Raw genomic sequence first — 20,131 nt, 5'->3', positions numbered from 1 at the left:
ATGTCATGTCTGCTCATAACAAACAGGAAAGCAGGAGTCATTCAAGATGTCCAGCTTTTTTAGAAACAGCCCCTAGGACCTGCCGGCACACATCCCACACCGTATTGCAAAAGGGAGATCGGCTCCGCGCGCACCGCCCGCACCCGGGCGTGGGGCAGCCTTGTGCCCTTCGCTCTTGCGGCGAAGAGCCTTACGGGCATCGACACCAGCGGAGGGCTTTCCCTTCCGCCCGGCACGGACAGGGCCAACAGCCCTAAGCGCTGCGACGCCCGTCAGTGTCGCCGTCCGCGTCGTGCGCGGGCCGGCTCTCCAGCTCGGCAAAACCCCGCTCCACTTCGCTGCGGAAGGCTTGCGCGAAGCGCGCTTCGGAAAACTCCTCGGCGTGTGCGTGCAGCACGGAGGGCGAGAAGGACTCCTCCAGCGCCTCGAAGCGCAGGATGGCCGCTTGCAGGCAGTCGGCGCGCTGCTCGTCGAACAGCAGCCCGGTCAGGCCCTCCTGGACGGTCTCCCGCGCGCCGCCCCGCCCGTAGGCGATGACGGGGACGCCGGCCGACATGGCCTCAACGGGGATGATGCCGAAATCCTCTTCGCCGGGAAAGAGCAGCGCCCGGCTCCTGGCGAGCAGCGCACGCACCTCGGCATCGTCGAGCCGGCCCAGAAAGCGGACGGTCGGCCCCGCCAGGGCTTCCAGCCGCCGCCGTTCCTCGCCGTCGCCGATGATCAGCAGCTGACGGCCCAGCCGGTTACAGGCCTCGATGGCCAGATCCACCCGCTTGTAATGCGTGAGACGTCCAAAGCAGAGATAGTGCTCCCCTCCGGCCTGCGCGCGGGGGGCGTAGGCCTGCGTATCCACCGGGGGATGGACGACATGGGCCTCGCGCCGCCAGTATTTGCGGATGCGCCGGGCCACATGCCGGGAGTTGGCCACGATGCGGTCAACGCGCATGGCGCTGAGGACATCCCACTGCCGCAGGCGGGGCAGCAGGAAGCGTGAGCACAGCCGGGTAAAGCGGCCCGCGTTCACCTGGTAGACGGGCCAGTTGTCCCAGAGATAGCGCATGGGCGAATGACAGTAGCACAGATGCAGGGCGTCCGGGCGGGTGATGACGCCCTTGGCCGGCCCGGATTCACTGGAGATGACGAGGTCATATCCCGTCAGATCCAGCTGTTCCAGGGCCAGCGGCATGAGGGGCAGATACTTCTGATAATGCCGCGCGCTGCCGGGCAGGGCATTGATGAAGGTGGTGCGGATGGCGTGCCGGCGCAGCTCCGGCGGCAGGTTTTCCGGCCGCAGCACATGCGTGTAGATGTCGGCCTCCGGGTAGAGGCGGCAGATGGCCTCCAGCACCTTCTCGCCACCTCCCATGACGGCGAGCCAGTAATGGACGAGGGCGACGCGCATCAGGCGGCAGGGCGGTCGCCGATGGCGGCGGTGATCTGGGCTTCGGCGGCCAGCTTGCCGTCAACGTAGGCTTTGGCGTCCATCTTGCACATGCGTAGCTTCATACGCAGATTGGCGCATTCCAGATCGAGTCTGTCCCCCGGGACGACCTGCCGGCGGAACTTGACCCCGTCCAGCCCGGTGAAGAGGAAGAGCTTGTCCGTGAGGTCGCCCATGCCCGCCGCGGCCAGCAGGCCGCCGGTCTGCGCCAGCGCCTCGAGGATGAGCACGCCGGGCATGATGGGCACGCCCGGGAAATGGCCCTGGAAAAAGGGTTCATTCATGGTGACGTTTTTATACGCCCGGATGTGCGAACCGGGAACGCACTCCACCACCCGATCCACCAGCAGGAAGGGGTAACGGTGAGGGAGGATGGCCTGGATGCGCTGGATGTCCATGCTTATGGGCGTTTCCTGAGACATGTGATCTCCTTTTCGTGAGACGGTGATTCGTTCACCTTAGCCTGTGACGTACCGGGGCACAAGGGCTGTCTGCCGTCACTCACAAAAAAACCCGGCACGAGGCCGGGTCATCTTGCTTTCTGGCGGTGGGGCTTACTTCTTGTCGCCCTTTTCCTTGAAGATCTTGTTGACTTCAGCCAGCACGTCGGGGGTCAGATCCATGCTCTGATCGGCATAGAGGACGCCGCCGGCGGTGATGTCCACCACAAAGGTGAAGCCCTTGCGCTTGGCCACTTCATAGGTGGCATTGAACACCATGGTCACCATATCCTGGCGCAGCTTGACTTCTTCCTGCTCCACCTTGCGCATGAAATTACGGGTCTTCTGATCAAGTTCCTGCTTGGACTTGATGAACGCCAGCTTCTTTTCTTCGCTGGCCTTGGGCCCCTTGAGGTCTTCGGCCTTCTTCTTGAGCGCCTCGCCCTGCTTTTCGAGGGATTCGCGTTCCTTGCCGAACTGCTTTTCCATCTTTTCCTTGGCAGCCTTGGCGGGCTCGCTCTGGGTGGCGACGGCCTGCATATCCACGACGCCGATCTTGGGAGTCAGCGGCGCAGCCGCGTCGGCGGCAAAGGCGGCGCCAGCCAGCATCAGGCTCAGGGCAAGGGTCAGAAGCAGAACTTTACGCATGGGAAATACTCCATTTCGGTAGTCGGACATTATGGGTCAGGTATCCGCGGCAGCATCGCCTTCGGGCGCTGTGCGCTGGCCGTAACCGCCGCCTGAGCGGCCGCGTTCGGCGCGCCTATCACATAGCACCAGACGTATCGCCCGTCAATGAATTCTGTGCGGTGCGGCGCTTGGAAAGCCTGTCCCGGTAGGCAAGGATGCCTTCGGCCAGCCCTTCGGCCAGCGCATGCCGGTACTTGGCATCCAGCAGGCGTTTCGCCTCCTGCCCATGCGTGCAGTAGCCCACTTCCACGAGAACGGCAGGCATGTTGGCGCCAAGCAGTACATGGAACGGCGCGGACTTGGTGCCGTTGTTGCGGACAGTGTAGCCCCGGCGCTTGAGGCGGAAGAGAGACAGGCGCTGGATGTCCGACGCCAGACGGCGTGATTCGTCCACGCGAGCTGACAGCATGAGATCGGCAAGCATGCTCTGCATGTTGCCGAGACGGCGCTCGCTGCGGGCGTTTTCCAGCGCCGCCACCCGGGCGGCGTGCTGGTTGCTGGCGAAATCGAGGTAGTAGGTCTCCAGCCCATGCACGCTGCGGTCCTCGTTGGCATTGACATGGATGGAGACGAAAAGGTCGCATTCCCTGCGGTTGGCCGTCGCCGTCCGCTGGCTGAGGCCCACGGCCCGGTCGTCCTTGCGGCTGTAGACCACGTCCAGGCCGTTGGCTTCCAGCAGGCGGCCGAGGCGCAGGGCAATGTCAAGGGTGATGATGCGTTCCACCACCTTGTTGTGGCTGGTCCCCGGATCCCGCCCGCCGTGGCCGGCGTCGATGAAGACGCGCTGTACGCTCAGGCCGAGCTGGCTGGCCATGTCGGCCACTTGCCGGGTGCTGATGCGCCGATTCGGTCGTGTCGCCTCGGCCACGTCCACGTCTCCCTTTTCCGCGCGGGGGAGCCGGTTCTTGCCGGCGGTGACGCGAACGACGATGCGGCTGGGATTCTCTTCCGAGTCCGTATCGAAGCGGGCGACCTCGCGGAAGGAGAGCTCCACCTGAGCGTCTTCCTTCAGCTTCTTCACCGCGATGTTCTGGAGCAGGCTGCCGTTGACCTTGACGCCCTTACGCACATCCTCGGCAATGGCGGTATCCTTGAGGCGGAGCACAAGGCGCGCGGGGCGGGTCTTGCTGCCGCGGACCAGGCGGGTATCATATGTCGTGGAAGCGTTCAGCTCCAGCACCACCTCGACGCTGTCCTTGCCCGTCGAGTCCCAGGAAAGCATCTGCAACTCCGGCGTCACCGGGCGCGCCGCCTGCACGGACTTTCCCCGAGAGGGGCCGCCCGCAAGTTCCGCCCGCAGTTCGCGCCCCTTCGCGGCCATGTCGCCCCGGGGATAGTCCTTGAGCTGGGCGGCAAGGAGATCCCGCGCGGCCCCGTCGTCGTCCAGCTCTCTGGCGGACAGCAGTGCCGCCTGATACAGCGCGTCATCGGCCAGCGCGCTGTTGGGATAGCGTTCGCGCACGGCGACGTAGAGGGCGACGGCCTGACGAAACTCCCTGTCAAGGTGGGAGCAGCGGGCCAGCGCTTCGCGGCAGGCGGCCGCGCGATAGAGCGCACCCGCGGCAATGGCCGGCGAAGGCTTGGCGGCATGCACCGACAGGAAGCGCTTTTCGAGCTTTTCCCACGGTTCGCGCCAGCAGGCGCGCTTCTTGTCCTTGCGCAGGGCGTCCATATCCGCCTTGGCCTGCTGGTAGACGGCCTGCGGACGCCGGGCCGGACTGACGTCGGGGATGTCGGCTTCGGGGACGGGCTGTTCCGCGGCTGCCGGGGCCGCTTGCGCCGCCGGCCCCGTTTCGGCGAGGCTGGCCGCCAGGTTGCGGCGCAGTTCCCGAGCCTGGGGGCGCATGTCGCCGCGAGGGTACTGCCGTTCAAGTCGGTCCAGCAGGTTCAGCGCCGCCTTGTCGTCCTTGAGGTAGGAAGCCGTCAGCAGGGCTGCGCGAAACAGGGCGTCGTCGGCAAGGCGGCTGTCGGCGTGCTTGAGCGCGAGCTCTTCGTAGCAGTCCACGGCGCGCTGGGCATCCTTGCGGGTGAAGGAGCGCCGCGCCAGCTGCTCAAGACTCTCACCGGCCCTGAAGAGCGCGGCGGCCCGGTTGGGCCAGTCCGCATCGCTGCGGTAGATGTCGCCAAATTCCTGTGCCAGCTTTTCCCAGGGTTCCCGCTGCATGGAGCGCTTTTCGTCCAGTTTCAGACGTTCGACGCCGGCCTTGGCGTCCGCATAGCGCTTTTCCGTGGGCGGGAGCGCCGAGTATCCGGCATCATAGCAGAGCACGACCAGAGCGAAAAGAGCCAGCATGAAGGCCAGAGGCGGCGCAAGACGGCGCAGGGCGCTCGTCCCGGTTCCCACCTTTTCGGAAGTCTTGATTCGCTTTGCCATTCTCATTTCCCGCGCGGCCGGACGAAACCGGCGTTGTCTCTCCACGGATGCCTTGCATGCGGTTGCAGGGGGGAGGCAAGGATCAGGAGTATGCTCGTATTTCTTTCGTATTCTATACGTAGTCGTTGGGAAATTTTTTGGCAAGGATTATTTTTTTAGAAATGCTCTAAAAAAAGTATACGCGGTAATGATAAAAAGCATGCTTCTGCATCATGGAATATACACAATGATGTTTTATCTTTTTTATATCGTTTTTCGCAGTCGTTCGCTTCTCTTGTGCAGAAGAAATAAAGAAATAAAAAAGGCGCCCTCCGAAGAGGACGCCTTGAAGATAGCCTGTGGGAACAGATCAGAAGAACTGCCCCATACTGAACTCCAGTCGCCCGGGTTCGCGCTCATTGTCGTAGTCCTTGCTGAGCGGGATGCCGTAGGCGATGCGCAGATCGCCCATAGGCGAGCGCCAGCGCAGCTCCAGACCGGCGGAGTAGACGATCTTGTCGTACAGCTCGTCGGACTGCGTCTTGGAGTCGATATTGAAGCCGGCGTCCACAAAGGGCACGAGCGCAAGCCCCATATCCTTCTGGAAAGTCCAGACGTATTCGAGGTTCACCACGCCCATGCGGTCGCCGCCGATCTGGTCGCCGCCGTACTTGTAGTCGCGGGGCGAAAGGTCGGAGTAGGAGTAGCCGCGGATGGTCTCCATGCCGCCGACCCAGAAGCGTTCAAAGACGGGGACGCGACTGTCCGTATTCTGGAAGACGCCGCCGACACGGGCCCGCAGGTGGATGGTGTTCTCGGGATTGAACGACCAGAAGCCCTGCCAGTCGGCCACGGCCTTGATGAAGTTGTCCGTACCGCCGAGACCGCCGCCGCCGTATTCGGCCCAGAGGCGGGCGATGGTCCCCTTGGTGGGCCTGTCGCGGGCGTCGGTGGTGTCGCGCAGGATGCGGGCATTGATGGCGCTGGTCCAGTTATAGCCCGTGTAGTCGGTGATGTAGGGTGAGGCATCGTCGCCCACATCCGACAGGTAGTAGCGTTCCAGCCGGTAGCCTACGCCCACGGAGGTGTATTCGCCCAGCGGGTAGGAGAAGTTGATGGTGTCGCCCAGCGTTTCCTTGGTGAAGTCGTCCCAGTAGTCACGGACGTAGTACAGGTCGTTGCCGATGCTGAGGTCCGTGTCGTAGACGCGGGGATTGGTGAAGGAGAGAATGCCGGAGGTGCGCCGCCAGGAGAAAAAGCCCTGCAGTTGCAGCCAGTAGCCGCGGCCGAAGAGGTTGCGCTCCATGATGGAGGCGGAAACGCCCACATCATAATAGGTCGAATAGCCGATGCCGCCCATGAGCGCGCCGGTATTGGTCTCGTTGACCTTGACCTTGAGGTCGACTTCATCATCCTTGCCGGTGGGCACGAGTTCCGTGTCCACGGCGGAGAAGTAGCGCAGGCGGTTGAGACGTTCGGTGGAGCGCCGCAGCTTGGCCCCGTCGTACATGTCGCCGTCGCCCAGGCGCATTTCGCGGAGGATGACGTTGTCGCGCGTCTTGACGTTGCCCTCGACGATGAGCCGCCGGATGAAGACCTTCTGCTTCTTGCTGATCTGATAGCCCACATCCACGAGGGGAGCATCGCCGTCCACCTTGAGGATGCGGGTGTCCACTTCGGCAAAGGCATAGCCCTGATCAGCATAGTAGTTGGTCAGGCGCTTGGTGTCCTCCTGCATGACGGTCACGGAGAAATAATCGTTCTCGTCGCGCCAGTTGTCCATCTCCACCTGAGCGAGCATGGCTTCTTCGGTATCGATGACATCCCCGCCGAACTTGACGTCGCGCACCTTGTAGCGCGGCCCCTCGTTGACGAGGAAGGTGATGTAAATGCCGTCATCCTTGTACTGGATGTCGGGCGCGGCCACCTGGATGTCCACAAAGCCCTGGCTCAGACCATAGGCGGCGATGGCGTTGGTGTCGCGCTCGATGTATTCGTCCTTGAGCACGCCGGTGCCGGTGAACCAGGAGAGGATGGTGCGCGGGCGCAGGGCAAGGTACTTGTCGAGGCCGCTGCGATCCAGCTCCTTGATGCCGTCGATCTTGACTTCCTTGATGTAGAGCTTGTTGCCCTCGTCAACGGTGATGACGAGGACGGCGCCCTTGCCGCCCTGCCGGGAGTCCAGCCGGTAGGAGGCCTTGGCCAGGTAGTAGCCTTCCTTGCGGTAGAGTTCGTTGATCTTCTGGAGGTCGTCGGAAATGAGCTGCTCATTGAGCACATTGCCGCTGCGGGTCCCCATTGCCGCCAAAACGTCGTCGGCGTCCACGGCATCGGAACCTTCGACGATGATGTTTTCGATGCGGGGCTTCTCGCTGACCGTGAAGACGAGCACATTGCCTTCCAGCGTCGCCTGTACGTCGTTGAAGTAGCCCATTTCCCAGATGCGCTTGACTTCCTCGTTGATGGCGTCGGCATCCGGACTGTCGCCGCGGCGGATGGTCAGCCGGGTCAGCACCACGTCCGGATCCATGACCTGGAGCCCGCGTACCTGCACATCGGCAAGCCCCTTGGCCGAGCCCTGCATGGGCACGAAGCTCGGCGTCCTGCCAGCGGCCGGTGCGGCAAGGGGGGTGGCGGCCGGCGCGGACGCCTCACCGGCGCCCATGACACTGGCGGCCCGCCCGGCCAGATCGCTGGCGCATTCGGCGAGCGCAAGGAGGGAATCCCGCTCGAAGCGGGCCGGGACAGCCTGCCCCTCCTTCACGGGGACAAGGCGGGTATCCATGCTGAATCCTGAGCCAAGCTGATTGAAATTGCCGTATACCACCAGATCGGCGCCGGCCATGCGGCCCAGGCGTCTGGCTTCGGCAAGGTCTATGCTGCCGTTGCCGCCCCGGGCCAGCAGGCCGCGGGCTTTGTCCATGGGGATGGGGGTGAGGCCGTTTTGCGCCAGCTGGTCACAAATGAGCTGGGGCACATCCCGGGAGGCATTGGGCATTTCCGGGCCGGCATTGGCCTGGAACGGAAGGACGAGTACCGTCTGTCCGGCGGCCCGGGCCGCCGTGAACGCGCACGTCAGCAGCAGCGTCGGCAAAAGGAAAAGGAAGGCGAGCCTATGCAAACACTTTTTCATACAATATCCCCGCTCTGAGTTCCAAACTGCGGTGCATGGCAGCGGCCAGATCCGTATTGTGCGTGACCACCACGAGCGTCATGCCCAGTTCCTTGTTCAGCGTGGTCAGCAGCTCGCCGACCTGCGCTCCGGTATGCTCATCCAGATTTCCCGTAGGCTCGTCGGCCAGCAGGACCCGTGGGCGCATGAGGATGGCGCGCGCAATGGCCACGCGCTGTCGTTCGCCGCCGGACATGGTGGCGACGGGGCTCTGCATCCGGTGCGAAAGCCCGACCCTCTCCAGCATTTCCCGAGCGAGCGGCAGCACATCGGCATGGCGACGCCCGGCTATGAAAGCGGGCATCGCCACATTTTCCACCGCCGTAAATTCCGGCAGCAGATGATGGAATTGAAAGACGAAGCCCAGCGACGTATTGCGAAAGCGGGCTTTCGCGTCCGCGTCCATGCTGGCCAGGTCTTTACCGTCAAAGCAGACGTGTCCAGAGGAGGGAGTATCAAGAGCTCCCATAAGATGCAAGAGGGTCGACTTGCCCGAGCCCGAGGCCCCTACAATGGCCAGAGATTCTCCTTCATCAATTACCATATTGATATTCTTGAAAATCTCTAGATTTTCAGGCCCGTCGAAATGTTTGCTCACATCATGGAATCGGTAGAGTTCGGACATGGCGGTTATTCGTAGCGCAGCGCGTCGGCCGGAACGAGCCGGGCGGCCTGCCGCGCCGGGTAGAGAGTGGCCAGGAAGCAGAGCAGCATGGCGCTGGCCCCCACGATGAGCACGTCGGGGACGGTGATGATGATGGGCAGATGGTCGAGCGTGTAGACGTTTTCCGGCAGCTTGATGAAGCGGTACTTGCGCAGGGCCCAGCCCAGGGTGAGCCCCATGCCGTAGCCCAGCAGCGTGCCGACCAGGCCGATGATGGTCCCCTGGAGCATGAAGATGTTGCGGATCATGCGGCTGGTGGCGCCCATGGACATCATTATGGCGATATCGCGCGTCTTTTCCATGACCAGCATGACCAGCGAGGTAACGATGGAAAAGGAGCCGATGAGCACCACCATGGCCAGCAGGATGAACATGCCGACCTTTTCCAGCTTGAGCGCGGCAAAGAGGTTGGCGTTCATCTCCATCCAGTGCCGGACATAGAAAGGGCTGCCCAGTTCGTCGGCCAGATCGTTGGCGATGACGTCGGCGCGAAAGAGATCGTCCACCGTGATCTCGATGCCGGTCAGGTAGCCGTCGGGCAGGCCCAGCACGCTGCGGGCCACGTCCAGCGCAATGAAGGCCAGGGAGGAGTCGTACTCGAACATGCCGGTCTTGAAGGTTCCCACCACCACAAAGGGCTTGACGTCCGGCTGGTAGCCGACGGCCCCCTTCTTGCCGGAGGGCGTGAGCAGGTTGACCCGGCTGCCGAGCACCACGCCGAGCCGCCGGGCCAGTTCATCGCCGATGATGATGCCCGGCAGGCCGTCGCGCACAAGATCGCTCACCGCGCCCTGGCGCAGCTTGCCAAGCATGGTGACCACCTCGGGCGCCGTGGCCGGATCCACACCGCGTAGTACGATGCCCTTGACGCTGCCGTTGGCGGAGATCATGCACTCGGTATAGATGAACGGCGTCGCGCCGGTGACATGCGGCACGGTCAGCGCCCGTTCCCGCAGATCAGGCAGCCGCTGGAAGGCAGCCGGCTGGTAGGACATGATGATGCCGTGGGCGTTGGCCCCCAGGATCTTGTCCCGCATGTCGGTGGTCAGGCCGTTGTAGACCCCCAGCACGACCACCAGTGCGCCGACCCCCAGGGCCACGCCCAGGATGGACATGATCGAGATGACCGAAATGAAGGTCTGCTTGCGGCGCGAGAACAGATAGCGCCGGGCCACGAAAAAGGCGAAGGAGGATCGGCCCACCTAATACTCCGGCCGCAGCAGCGGGAAAAGGATGACCTCGCGGATGGAGGCCGAGTCCGTCAGCAGCATCACCAGCCGGTCGATGCCGACGCCCTGACCGGCGGCGGGCGGCATGCCGTACTCGAGGGCGCGGAGGTAGTCCTCGTCCATGCAGTGCGCCTCGTCGTCCCCGGCTTCCTTTTCGCGGACCTGCGCCTCGAAGCGGCTGCGCTGATCCATGGGGTCGTTGAGTTCGGAGAAGGCGTTGGCCATTTCCCTGCCGGTCATAAAGAGTTCGAAACGGTCAGTGATGTCCGGGTTTTCGTCATTGCGCCGCGACAGGGGCGAGATGGCCGTGGGGTAATGGTAGATGAAATGCGGCTGTACCAGCTTTTCCTCCACGTCCAGATCGAAAAGCTTGGCCTGCATCTTGCCCAGCTCCTCGCCCTCGGCGACCTTTTCGCCGCGTTCGGTGAGATGGGCCCGGACCTTGTGGTAGTCGGTATAGAACTGGGGCGAGTGGCCGCCCACCTTTTCCAGCGATTCATGGAAGGTCATGCGCTGCCAGTGCCCGGGCGTGAGGTCGATCTCCTGCCCCTGATAGGTGATGACGGTGCTGCCGCAGACTTTTTGCGCCAGCCGGGCAAAGAGCTCTTCGGTGAGATCCATGAGGTCGCGGAAGGTGGCATAGGCCCAGTAGAATTCGCACATGGTGAATTCGGGGTTATGGCGGGTGTCTATGCCTTCATTGCGGAAATTGCGGTTGAGCTCGAAGACCTTTTCAAAGCCGCCCACCAGCAGGCGCTTGAGATAGAGCTCCGGCGCGATGCGCATGTAGAGTTGCAGATCGAGCGCATTGTGGTGTGTGATGAAGGGACGCGCGGTGGCGCCGCCGGCAAGCGGCTGCATCATGGGCGTTTCCACTTCCATGAAGCCCTTCTCCTGGAGGAAGGAACGGAATTCGCTCACGATGAGGCTGCGCTTGCGGAAAATGTCCCGCGCCCGCTCGTTGACCGTCAGATCGACGTACCGCTGGCGGTAGCGGGTCTCCATATCTTTGAGACCGTGATATTTTTCCGGCAGGGGCCGCATGGAGCGGGTGATGAGCTTGAGGCTGCGGCAGGCGATGGTCAGTTCGTTGGTCTTGGTGCGGAACAAGTGCCCGGAAACGCCGACGATGTCGCCCACATCAAGCTTCTTGACCACGGCAAAGGTCTCCGCCGGCAGCTCGTCGCGGCTGGCGTAGCACTGGATGCGCCCGCTCTGATCCATAAGGTGGAAGAAAAGCACCTTGCCGAAACTGCGCAGCGACACGATGCGCCCGGCCAGGGCGAAGACGTCCCCGGCCTGCTCCAGGGCCTCGCCCTCCAGCTCGCCGCACTGCTCGAGCACTTCGCCGATGGCGTGCTCCTTGCGGAAGTCGTTGGGGAAAAGGGGCACGCCCGCATCCAGCAGGTCACAGGCCTTTACCACGCGATTCTTGACCACCTCGTTGAGGTCGTCGCGTTTGGCAAGTCCTTCCAGCATGGGCAGGAAGTACGCGGCATGGGCGGACTTGGTGTTCAGCTTCACCTTGGGCTTCTGCGGATTCTTTTCCCGATCTTCCACGGTACATCTCCTCGCGGCAAACGCGTCAATAATTGCTGGAGCAGCCTAGTCCAAGCCACGGCGGCAGTCAAGAACCTGCCGTCGCGCCGGCCGGGCGTCGCCGCAGGCGGCCGGGCGTTTGCCGCCGGCTTGTCTTTCCTGCCGTGATACGCCATAGTGCGGCCCTTGGCATCCACTACTCAGAGCGAGGCGCAGATGAAAAAATTGAGCATTTCCTTTCTGGGGCGCGACTGCCCCGGAGCCGTGTCCACGGTAAGCCAGATCCTCGGCCAGAGCGGCTGCAACATCGTGGAAGTGACGCAGACCATCCTGTCCGGCGAGTTTGCCGCCATCTTCATCGTCCAGGCGCCCGACACGCTGGAACAGGAAGGCCTGAGGCGTATGCTGCTGACCGGGCTGGAGGCCGCCGGGCAGGATCTGTCCGTGCTGGTGCGTCCCGCCGTGGAGGGACAGTGGGGGACGGGGCTTGTCTGCGATCCGTTCGTGGTGACGGCGGACGGGCCGGACCACACCGGGCAGATCGCGGCCATGAGCCGCATATTCGCCCAGCACAGCATCAATATCGAAAGCCTCAAGGCCATCCTCGGCGAGGGCGGGCCCAACCATGCGCTCTTCGTGTTCGAAGTCATGGTGCCGGAGGATGTGGACCTTGGCCGCCTGCGCCGTGAACTGGTGGTGGAAGGCAAGAAGCATGATCTGCGCGTGAGCGTGCAGCATCGGGACATTTTCGAGGCCGTGCACCGCGTGGCCCCGTTCTGAGGACGCGCTATGCGATGTGCCGCCCCGCTTTTGCTGGCCGTCTGGCTCGCCTGTCCGGCGCTTGCGGCCGTGGCCGCGCCGGACGCAACAGCGGAAGGTGAGCAGCCTTCCACGCCGGCAGCCGCGCTGGAGGTCGCCCCTCCCGAGGGCTGGACGGCGTCAGCCGAAGCGCCTGAGGGCGTGTTCGCGGGGTGTCGGCACTATTCCCGTACGGACGGGCTGTTCGCCCTGATGGTTTGCGCCGAAGACATCGACCTGGCCGCAAGCACGGATGAAGGCTACCGCCGCCTGGGGGATGCCCTCGTCCGCGGCAGCGAGGAGGGACTCCTCCTGCTTGCCCCCCGCAAGCAGGGGAAGGGGGCCGGGCTTTTCGTCCTGCTCGGGCAGCCGGGATCGGTCTGGCGGCGGCAGGAGGCCGCGCCCATGCTGGCCGCCTTCGCGGACGCCTTTGCCGTGCCGGGAGAACTGCTGGCCCCGCCCGTCGATCCTATCCGCTATCTGGGAGCGTTTTCCCCCGAGGATCAGGGAAGGGAGGAGGAGCTCGCTGCACGGTCTATGTGCGCTCGCTGCCGGGCAGCGCCGAGGGCAAACTCCTGGCGGGCATCCTGCCGTATTCCGCCGCCTGGCTGGACAAGCCGGGACTGCTGGCGGCCCTGGCGGCCTTCTGGGGAGAACTTGCGCCGGAGGGCGGACACTGGACGGCCGGGCCCAAACGCCATGCCGCCCTCTCCGCCGACGGCCAGGCCCTCTGCCTGCTCATGGCCGCCGCCGGCGACGGGACGGACACGACCGAGGCCGTGCGGCAGGCCATGCGCGATCTGTCCGACTTCGTCTGGTGATCCCGGCCGCACGTCGTCCCTATTCATTCCGCAATCAACGGCGTCCCCGTGGCGCTTTTTCTGGAGATACCCTATGCTTTCCGAACGCGAAGTCACCAGTACCCTGAACATGCTCCGCAATGAACACCTTGACGTGCGTACCGTCACGCTCGGCGTCAGCCTTTTCGACTGCGTGAGCCATGACCTGCAACTGTTCACCGACAACGTGCGGGCCAAGATCCGCCGTTATGCCGCCCAGCTCGTGAGCGTCTGCGATGAAGTGGGCGACAAATACGGCATCCCCGTGGTCAACAAGCGCATCAGCGTCAGCCCCATCGCCGTGGTGGGCGCGCCCTTCGGCCCGGACGGCATGGTGCGCGTCTGCCGTGCGCTGGACGAGGCCGCCAAGGAGGCGGGCGTGGACTTTCTGGGAGGCTTTTCCGCGCTGGTGGAAAAAGGCTTCGCCAAGGGCGACCGCGCGCTCATCGAAGCGCTGCCCGAAGCGCTGGCCTCCACGGACCGCATCTGCTCCTCCATCAACGTGGCCTCCTCGCGCAGCGGCATCAATATGGACGCCGTGGCCCTCATGGGCCGTCAGATCCTCAAGGTGGCCGAGGCGACCGCCGACCGCGGCGGCCTGGGCTGCGCCAAGCTCGTGGTCTTCGCCAACATCCCGCAGGATGTGCCCTTCATGGCCGGAGCCTATCTCGGCGTGGGCGAGCCCGACGTGGTGATCAATGTGGGCGTCTCCGGGCCCGGCGTGGTGAAAAAGGCCATCGACCGCGCCCTGGAGACCGGCCGCAACGACCGCGGACAGCCCATGACCCTGCTGGATGTGGCCGAAGTCATCAAGCGCACCGCCTACAAGGTCACCCGCGTGGGCGAGATGATCGGTACCGAGGTGGCCCACCGCCTCGGCCTGCCCTTCGGCGTGGCCGACCTCTCGCTGGCCCCCACCCCCGCCGTGGGCGACAGCGTGGGCGAGATCTTCCAGTCCGTGGGCCTGTCCAGCATCGGCGCGCCCGGCACCACCGCCGTGCTGGCCATGCTCAACGACGCCGTCAAAAAGGGCGGCGCCTTCGCCTCCTCCTCCGTGGGCGGCCTGTCCGGGGCCTTCATCCCCGTCTCCGAAGACTCCAGCATCGAGGCCGCCGCCACCTCCGGCCTGCTCAGCCTCGAAAAGCTCGAAGCCATGACCAGCGTCTGCTCAGTGGGCCTCGACATGATCGCCATCCCCGGCGATACCCCCGCCAGCAGCATTTCCGGCATCATCGCCGATGAAATGGCCATCGGCATGATCAACCACAAAACCACCGCCGTACGCGTCATCCCCGTTCCCGGCAAAGGCGTGGGCGAGGAAGTCTCCTTCGGCGGCCTGCTCGGCAAGGCCGCCATCATCCCCGTCCCCCGCGGCGACGCCTCCGGCTTCATCAACCTCGGCGGCCGCATCCCAGCGCCTATCCACAGTCTGAAAAATTAGCGGGCCTGTATTTGGGGGGAAGGGGACCCCGCGCCTGGCGCGGGCGGTGTCCCCTTCCCCCCACGCCCCCCATCCCTCCCCCGCGCGCTTTGCCAGGGCAATGGGGCGCTGTCGCAGAGCCTCGGCTTTCCATCATTACCGTCAGGCGTATCACACCCAGTACTGATGTCGTTTTTTCGCTGCTGTTCGGCGCTTCCGTCTCCGCCTCTTCCCTTTTGCCTGCCGCCGGGGGACTGGCGGGCGAAGTGGGGGCAGGCGCGGTACGCTCGTTTCGAGCGACCAGAGTGAAGTTTTCGAGGGGAGGGGGCGCGGGGGAGGGGAACCTTTGCAAAGGTTCCCTTCCCCCGCAAAAGCTTTCTTCCCCCAAAAGGGGGACAATCCATGTATTTTGCCTATGACGAGGGGGCCGTGGCGTATCTGGCCCGGCGGGACAAGCGGCTTGGGGAAGTGATGGAGCGGCTGGGGCCTTTGCGGCGGGAGGTGATGCCGGATCTGTTCGCGGCGCTGGTTCATGCCATTGTGGGGCAGCAGGTCTCCATGACGGTGCAACGTACGCTCTGGCAGCGGTTGTGCGCGGCGCTGGGAGCGGTCACGCCGGCGGCCGTGCTGTCGGCCGAGCCGGAGGGGCTGCGAGCGCTCGGGCTGTCGGGACGCAAGGTGGAATACGTCCGGGAGGCGGCGCAGGCCGTGGCGGACGGGCGCTTGGATGTGGAGGCGCTGCGGGGGATGGACGATGCCGCCGTCTGCGCCGTGCTGGTGGAGCTGCGGGGCGTGGGGGTGTGGACGGCGGAGATGCTGTTGCTGTTCTCGCTGCAACGGCAGGACGTGTTCAGCTTTGATGATCTGGCCATCCGGCGTGGTCTGCGCATGCTGTACCGGCACAGGCACATCGACCGGGAACGCTTTGAACGCTACCGGCGGCGTTTCTCGCCATACGGGAGTGTGGCCTCACTGTACTTGTGGGCGGTGGCGGGCGGGGCGCTGCCCGAGCTGCGGGATCCGGCGGAAGCGGAGCGGGGAGGGAAGCGCGGCGACACAGGCAAAAAGGCCCGCTCCGCCTGAGACGGAACGGGCCGAAGGGGCTGGAGGAAAGAGCGCGGCCTACTTCAGGGCCGCCGCGCCGGCCTTGGCCACATTGGTGTCCTCGGCTACGCTGCCGCCGCTGACGCCGATGGCGCCCACGATGACGTTGTTACGGATGAGCAGCTCCCCGCCGCCGAAGATGACCAGGCCGCCGTTGGTGGCCTCGATGCCGTAGAGCTCCTTACCGGGCTGGGCGGCAGCGCCGAGCTCGGCGGAGGACATATTGAAGTAGCGGGCGGTGATGGCTTTCTTGGTGGAGACGTCGATGCTGCCGATGAAGGCGCCGTCCTGGCGGACGAAGGCCTTGAGGTTGCCGCCGGCGTCAACTACGGCGATGTTCATGGGCACGCCCTGGGCGCGGGCCTTGACAAGCGCCGCATCAAGGACGGTACGGGCCTCGTCCAGCGTCAGGTCGCCGGGCAGATGTTTTTGTACATCCTTGGCAAAAGCGGTGGAGGTGAGCAGCAGAAGACCGAGGGCCAGCAACAGTACGCGTTTCATGGTGTTTGCTCCTTGCGTGCCTCGCGGCGGGATTGCCGGAGAGGGACTGACCTCAGCATAGCACCGGCGACGGTGCGGAGCAAGCGGAAGGCGACGGCTCGGAACCCGGAGAATTTGCCGCAGGCGGTAAGCGTAAGCAGCAGCGGGAGGAGCAGCGGGAGGACAAGGCGTTTCATGGGCAGGCTCCGTGCGGCGGCAAGGGATGCCGGGCTCCCGGGGAGGGGAGGTGAGAGGGTCAGAACATCTCGCGGATGAAGAATTCAAAGAGCAGGGTACAGAAGAGCAGGCCCAGCGATACCGTCAGGAAGCGGCGGACGGCCTGTGGTCCCACGCGCACGGCGGTACGGCTGCCCAGCCAGTTGCCGGTGATGGAGGCGGCCGCCATGGGCAGGGCCAGCAGCCAGAGCACCTTGCCGGCCAGAACGAAGCTGACGGCGGCGGCGAGGTTGGAGCCGAGGTTGATGACCTTGGCCGTGGCCGAGGCATGGATGAGGCCTATGCGAACGATGAAGTGCAGGGCAAGGATGATGAAACTGCCTGTTCCCGGGCCGTAAAAACCATCGTACACGCCGATGAGCAGGCAGACCAGCGGCGTCAGCAGCCAGAGGCGGGGGCCGCTGTCCACGGTCAGGTTGTGGGCCATGTCCTTCTTGGGCAGCAGGGTGGCGGCCATGCCGACGGGCAGGAGGCAAACGAGGATCTTGCCCAGCACGGCGTTGTCGAACAGGAGGGAGATGTGCGCGCCGATACCTGAGCCGAGCAGGGCAAAGGCCACGCCGACCAGCGACAGCCGCCATTGGATGAGGTGGCCGCGGGCAAAGGTCCCCACGGCGGTCGCCGTGCCGAGCGCGGCGCTGATCTTGTTGCAGGCAAGGGCATTGTGCGCGGGCACGTTGGCCAGCAGCAGCGCGGGCAGGGTGATGAGGCCGCCGCCGCCGGCGATGGCGTCGATGAAGCCGGCCACCAGCGCCGCGCCTGAACAGATGAGGATGACGCTCAGCGAGACCACGGCCCGGCTACCATTCCTTGAAGATGACCCAGCAGGCGAGCACGATGAGGGCAAAGCCCACGATGTGGTTCCAGCGCAAGGATTCGTGCAGGTAGAAGATGGAGAAGAGCGTGAAGACGCTGAGGGAGATGAGTTCCTGGATGGTCTTGAGCTCGGCGGCGGAAAAATAGCCGTAGCCGATGCGGTTGGCGGGAACCTGCAGCATGTATTCGAACAGGGCGATGCCCCAGCTCGTCAGGATGACGATGGGCAGGGCCAGGCCCTTGTAGCGCAGATGTCCGTACCAGGCGAACGTCATAAAGACGTTGGAGAGAGTCAGCAGGACGATGGTCGCGACAGGCGTGGGGACGGGGAAGGGCAGTTGCATGGTGCTCACCGGGCATAAAAAAAACGCCTATGCGAGATAGGCGTTCGTTTTTTTTGTGGAGCCCTTGACCAGGATTGAACTGGTGACCTCATCCTTACCAAGGATGCACTCTACCGACTGAGCTACAAGGGCGTCACTGACGAAGATGGTTTCTACGCGAAAGCCGCGGAGGGGTCAAGCGTTTTTTTCAAACTTTTTATTTTTTTCTGCTCCGGGGGTCGCCGGGGCGGACATGCCCTGCATCAGCAGGCGGAAGAGTTTCCGCCGGGCATGGGGCGCGCCCTGTTCGGTCCGGGCGGAGGGGATGAGCTCGCGCAGGCGGGCCAGCAGGGCGGCGTCAGCCCCGGGCAGGGCGTCCGGCAGGGCGTCGAGCAGGCCGGGCAGGCTCGCGTCAGGGCTCTGCAGCAGGCGGTCCCGCCAGTGTTCGGCGCGGTGGAAGCGGGCGGTATCCGCCTGATGGCCGGCGGCACGGGCGGCAAGCGCTTCGCGGATGGCGTCGGCGTTTTCCTCGCGCATGAGGCGGCCGATGAACTGCAACTGGCGGCGGCGTCCTTCCCTGTCCGTTATGCGGGCGAGCAGGGCAAGGGCTTCGCGCATGTCCGGGCCGAGGGGCAGGTCGGCCTGTGCGGTGGGGGACAGGGCCGCCACCTCCTCCCCCAGTGCCTGCAAGGCGGTGCTGCGCCGTTTTTTTTCCGAACGGCTGGGGCTGTCGTCATCGTCGCGCAGGGCCCCGTCCTGCCACTGATAGCGTTTGCGCGGGGCCATCAGAAAACAAGCCCCAGGATGATGCCCAGCAGGACAAGGGGAGAGACGATGCCGTTGAGCGTGAAAAAGGCCATGTTGACGCGGGAAAGGTCCCGCGTGCGCATGATGCGGTGTTCCACCAGCAGCAGAAGCGAGATGCCCAGCCAGAAGGCGTACCAGATCAGCGAGAGCCGGGCGGCCAGGCCGAACAGGAGCAGGAAGAGGGAGGTCAGCACATGCGAGAAGCCGGCAATGGTCAGGGCCGCTTCCGGGCCCTTGTCGGCAGGCAGGGAATGGAGCCCGAAGGCCGTGTCGAAATCCAGGTCCTGGAAGGCGTAGTAAATGTCGAAGGCCCCCACCCAGAGCGTCACCGCGCAGAAGAGCAGCAGCGGCGCGAGGCCGAGACTGGCGGGGTTGACGCTGAGCCAGCCGGCCAGCGGGGCCAGGCCGAGGCTGGCGCCGAGCCAGTAGTGGCAGTAGGGGGTCAGGCGCTTGAGCAGGCTGTAGACGGCGGTGACGATGAGCGCCGGCAGGGCCAGCGAGAGGCAGAGCGTGTTGAGACAGGCGCAGGCCCCGATGAAGACCAGCGCGGACACGCCGCAGAACAGCCAGGCCTGGGGCAGGCTGATTTCTCCGGTGACGAGCGCCCGCTCGCAGGTGCGGGGGTTCTCCCGGTCAAAGGGGAGGTCGGCGATGCGATTGATGCCCATGGCAAAGGAGCGGACGCCGATCATGGCGATGGTCAGCATGAGGAGGGGCGGCAGGGGCGGCATGCCGCCGGCGGCCAGCACGGCTCCCGCCCAGGCCCAGGGCAGGGCGAAGATGGAATGTTCGATCTTGATCATGCGGCAGAACGCTGCCGCCGTGGTACGGGTGGGGAGCATCGTTAACCTCCGCAATCGGCGCTGTCGCCATGCAGTTTGTCGAGGGCGTGGGCAAGGGCGGGCAGGACGGCCGACAGGTTTTCCCGTACGGCCTTGAGGCTGCCGGGCAGATTGATGATCAGGCTCCGGCCCAGCACGCCCGCCGTGGCGCGGGAGATGACGGCGCGCGGAGTGACCGCCAGACTGGCGGCCAGCATGGCCGCGGCGAAGCCGGGCAGTTCGTAGTCCAGCAGGGCCCGCGTGACCTGCGGGGAGATGTCGCGCGGGCTGATGCCCGTGCCGCCGCTGGTCAGGATAAGATCATACTGCTGGCCGAGGGCAAGCTCCGTCAGCAGGGCGCGCAGCTGATCCGGCTCGTCGGGCAGGATGAAGCCCTGGCTGTGACAGAGGGGCAGGGTCTCGGCCACCATCTCCGCCAGGGCCGGGCCGCTGGTGTCCTCGCGCAGGCCGAGGGAGCCCTTGTCCGAAAGGGTGACCCAGGCAAGGCTGCGGCCGCTCTTGCGCGGCTCGAGGCGGATGTCCCCCACGGGCAGATCCGTCAAGGCGGTGAGCAGGGGGCAGCGCAGGGCGTGGCCGTCGTCGCAGGCCGGCAGCCAGACATGGCCCGTCACCCGGGCAAAGGGGGTATCTTCCGCATAGAGCGTCGTCCCCACGGGCAGGAAGGGGACATCCCGCAAAGGGGGATCGAGCAGAAGATGGGCCGGCAGGCCGAGCGGGCCGCCGCTTTGCGCCGGGGCCAGCGGCAGGCAGTCTTCCGCCGAGCAGGCCCGCAGGGAAAGTTTCCAGATCATGCATGCCTCCTGACACGGTTGCGGGAGCGGAGGCCCCGGCGGCGGGGAAAGACCGGCGGCCGCGTGCCGCGCGCAGGCGACATCCGTTCCCGGAGGAACTATTGTAGCGGCAAGCACATTACGTTACAAGTCTGCCCGCGGGCTTG

18 protein-coding genes and 1 tRNA gene are annotated in these 20,131 nt (G+C 64.8%); 4 read left to right on the top strand and 15 right to left on the bottom strand.

Translation table 11 applies throughout. The features are described 5' to 3' along the window. Positions 1-253 precede the first annotated feature (253 nt). From Q0J54_RS06815 to lysS, 8 genes are all read right to left on the bottom strand, one after another. Positions 254-1,402: a glycosyltransferase gene (locus Q0J54_RS06815; RefSeq protein ID WP_296304710.1), complete on the bottom strand. Its 1,149-nt coding sequence runs from the start codon at positions 1,400-1,402 to the stop codon at positions 254-256. Further along, positions 1,402-1,863, bottom strand: coding sequence for a 3-hydroxyacyl-ACP dehydratase FabZ (fabZ, locus tag Q0J54_RS06810; RefSeq protein ID WP_296304709.1), 462 nt, complete (start codon positions 1,861-1,863; stop codon positions 1,402-1,404). Before fabZ ends, Q0J54_RS06815 begins: the two co-directional genes overlap by 1 nt. 132 nt (positions 1,864-1,995) lie before the next feature. Beyond that, on the bottom strand, positions 1,996-2,529 hold the full coding sequence (locus Q0J54_RS06805) for an OmpH family outer membrane protein (RefSeq protein WP_296304708.1): 534 nt from the start codon (positions 2,527-2,529) through the stop codon (positions 1,996-1,998). A gap of 118 nt (positions 2,530-2,647) precedes the next feature. Beyond that, positions 2,648-4,945 carry an N-acetylmuramoyl-L-alanine amidase gene (locus tag Q0J54_RS06800; protein WP_296304707.1) on the bottom strand — a complete coding sequence of 766 codons (2,298 nt, stop codon included), beginning with the start codon at positions 4,943-4,945 and terminating at the stop codon, positions 2,648-2,650. 349 nt (positions 4,946-5,294) lie between these two features. Next, a complete protein-coding gene (gene bamA, locus Q0J54_RS06795) occupies positions 5,295-8,057 on the bottom strand; it encodes an outer membrane protein assembly factor BamA (protein WP_296304706.1) in 2,763 nt (920 codons plus the stop codon). Then, complete coding sequence (locus Q0J54_RS06790) at positions 8,038-8,721, bottom strand: ABC transporter ATP-binding protein (RefSeq protein WP_296304705.1); 684 nt, start codon at positions 8,719-8,721, stop codon at positions 8,038-8,040. Before Q0J54_RS06790 ends, bamA begins: the two co-directional genes overlap by 20 nt. A gap of 5 nt (positions 8,722-8,726) precedes the next feature. Further along, the gene (locus tag Q0J54_RS06785; RefSeq protein WP_296304704.1) at positions 8,727-9,962 is read right to left on the bottom strand and encodes a lipoprotein-releasing ABC transporter permease subunit; all 1,236 of its coding nucleotides are present in this window, start codon (positions 9,960-9,962) and stop codon (positions 8,727-8,729) included. Next, entirely contained in the window at positions 9,963-11,468 is a 1,506-nt protein-coding gene (lysS, locus tag Q0J54_RS06780; RefSeq protein ID WP_296304712.1) for a lysine--tRNA ligase, read from the bottom strand. 276 nt (positions 11,469-11,744) lie between these two features. Between lysS and Q0J54_RS06775 the strand changes: the two genes are divergently transcribed. The 4 genes from Q0J54_RS06775 (at position 11,745) to Q0J54_RS06760 (ending at position 15,668) form a co-directional block, all read left to right on the top strand. Continuing rightward, positions 11,745-12,308, top strand: coding sequence for an ACT domain-containing protein (locus Q0J54_RS06775; RefSeq protein ID WP_296304703.1), 564 nt, complete (start codon positions 11,745-11,747; stop codon positions 12,306-12,308). Positions 12,309-12,865: 557 nt separating this feature from the next. Continuing rightward, positions 12,866-13,147: a hypothetical protein gene (locus Q0J54_RS06770; protein WP_296304702.1), complete on the top strand. Its 282-nt coding sequence runs from the start codon at positions 12,866-12,868 to the stop codon at positions 13,145-13,147. A gap of 73 nt (positions 13,148-13,220) precedes the next feature. After that, a complete protein-coding gene (locus Q0J54_RS06765; RefSeq protein ID WP_296304701.1) occupies positions 13,221-14,606 on the top strand; it encodes a PFL family protein in 1,386 nt (461 codons plus the stop codon). A gap of 381 nt (positions 14,607-14,987) precedes the next feature. Beyond that, positions 14,988-15,668, top strand: coding sequence for a DNA-3-methyladenine glycosylase 2 family protein (locus tag Q0J54_RS06760; RefSeq protein WP_296304700.1), 681 nt, complete (start codon positions 14,988-14,990; stop codon positions 15,666-15,668). Positions 15,669-15,707: 39 nt separating this feature from the next. On the opposite strand, the gene Q0J54_RS06755 is transcribed toward Q0J54_RS06760, so the two are convergent. The 7 genes from Q0J54_RS06755 to Q0J54_RS06725 all read right to left on the bottom strand — a co-directional run bounded on the left by Q0J54_RS06755 (position 15,708) and on the right by Q0J54_RS06725 (position 19,985). After that, positions 15,708-16,190, bottom strand: coding sequence for a heme-binding protein (locus tag Q0J54_RS06755; protein ID WP_296304699.1), 483 nt, complete (start codon positions 16,188-16,190; stop codon positions 15,708-15,710). Positions 16,191-16,425: 235 nt separating this feature from the next. Beyond that, positions 16,426-17,199 (bottom strand): TSUP family transporter, encoded by a 774-nt coding sequence (locus tag Q0J54_RS06750; RefSeq protein ID WP_296304698.1) that lies wholly within the window; start codon positions 17,197-17,199, stop codon positions 16,426-16,428. A 7-nt stretch (positions 17,200-17,206) separates the two neighbouring features. Then, entirely contained in the window at positions 17,207-17,566 is a 360-nt protein-coding gene (locus Q0J54_RS06745) for a DMT family protein (protein ID WP_296304697.1), read from the bottom strand. Between the two features lie 56 nt (positions 17,567-17,622). After that, positions 17,623-17,698 (bottom strand) — tRNA-Thr (locus Q0J54_RS06740). A gap of 42 nt (positions 17,699-17,740) precedes the next feature. Next, positions 17,741-18,331: a ribosome biogenesis factor YjgA gene (gene yjgA / locus Q0J54_RS06735; protein WP_296304696.1), complete on the bottom strand. Its 591-nt coding sequence runs from the start codon at positions 18,329-18,331 to the stop codon at positions 17,741-17,743. Further along, complete coding sequence (locus Q0J54_RS06730; protein ID WP_296304695.1) at positions 18,331-19,194, bottom strand: UbiA-like polyprenyltransferase; 864 nt, start codon at positions 19,192-19,194, stop codon at positions 18,331-18,333. Before Q0J54_RS06730 ends, yjgA begins: the two co-directional genes overlap by 1 nt. Before the next feature lie 2 nt (positions 19,195-19,196). After that, the gene (locus Q0J54_RS06725) at positions 19,197-19,985 is read right to left on the bottom strand and encodes a MogA/MoaB family molybdenum cofactor biosynthesis protein (RefSeq protein ID WP_296304694.1); all 789 of its coding nucleotides are present in this window, start codon (positions 19,983-19,985) and stop codon (positions 19,197-19,199) included. Between the last annotated feature and the right edge of the window lie 146 nt (positions 19,986-20,131).

Source organism: uncultured Desulfovibrio sp., assembly GCF_944324935.1.
GTDB lineage: Bacteria > Desulfobacterota > Desulfovibrionia > Desulfovibrionales > Desulfovibrionaceae > Desulfovibrio.
The sequence above is the reverse complement of the archived record's forward strand: the minus strand, read 5'-3'. Positions and strand labels throughout refer to the sequence as shown.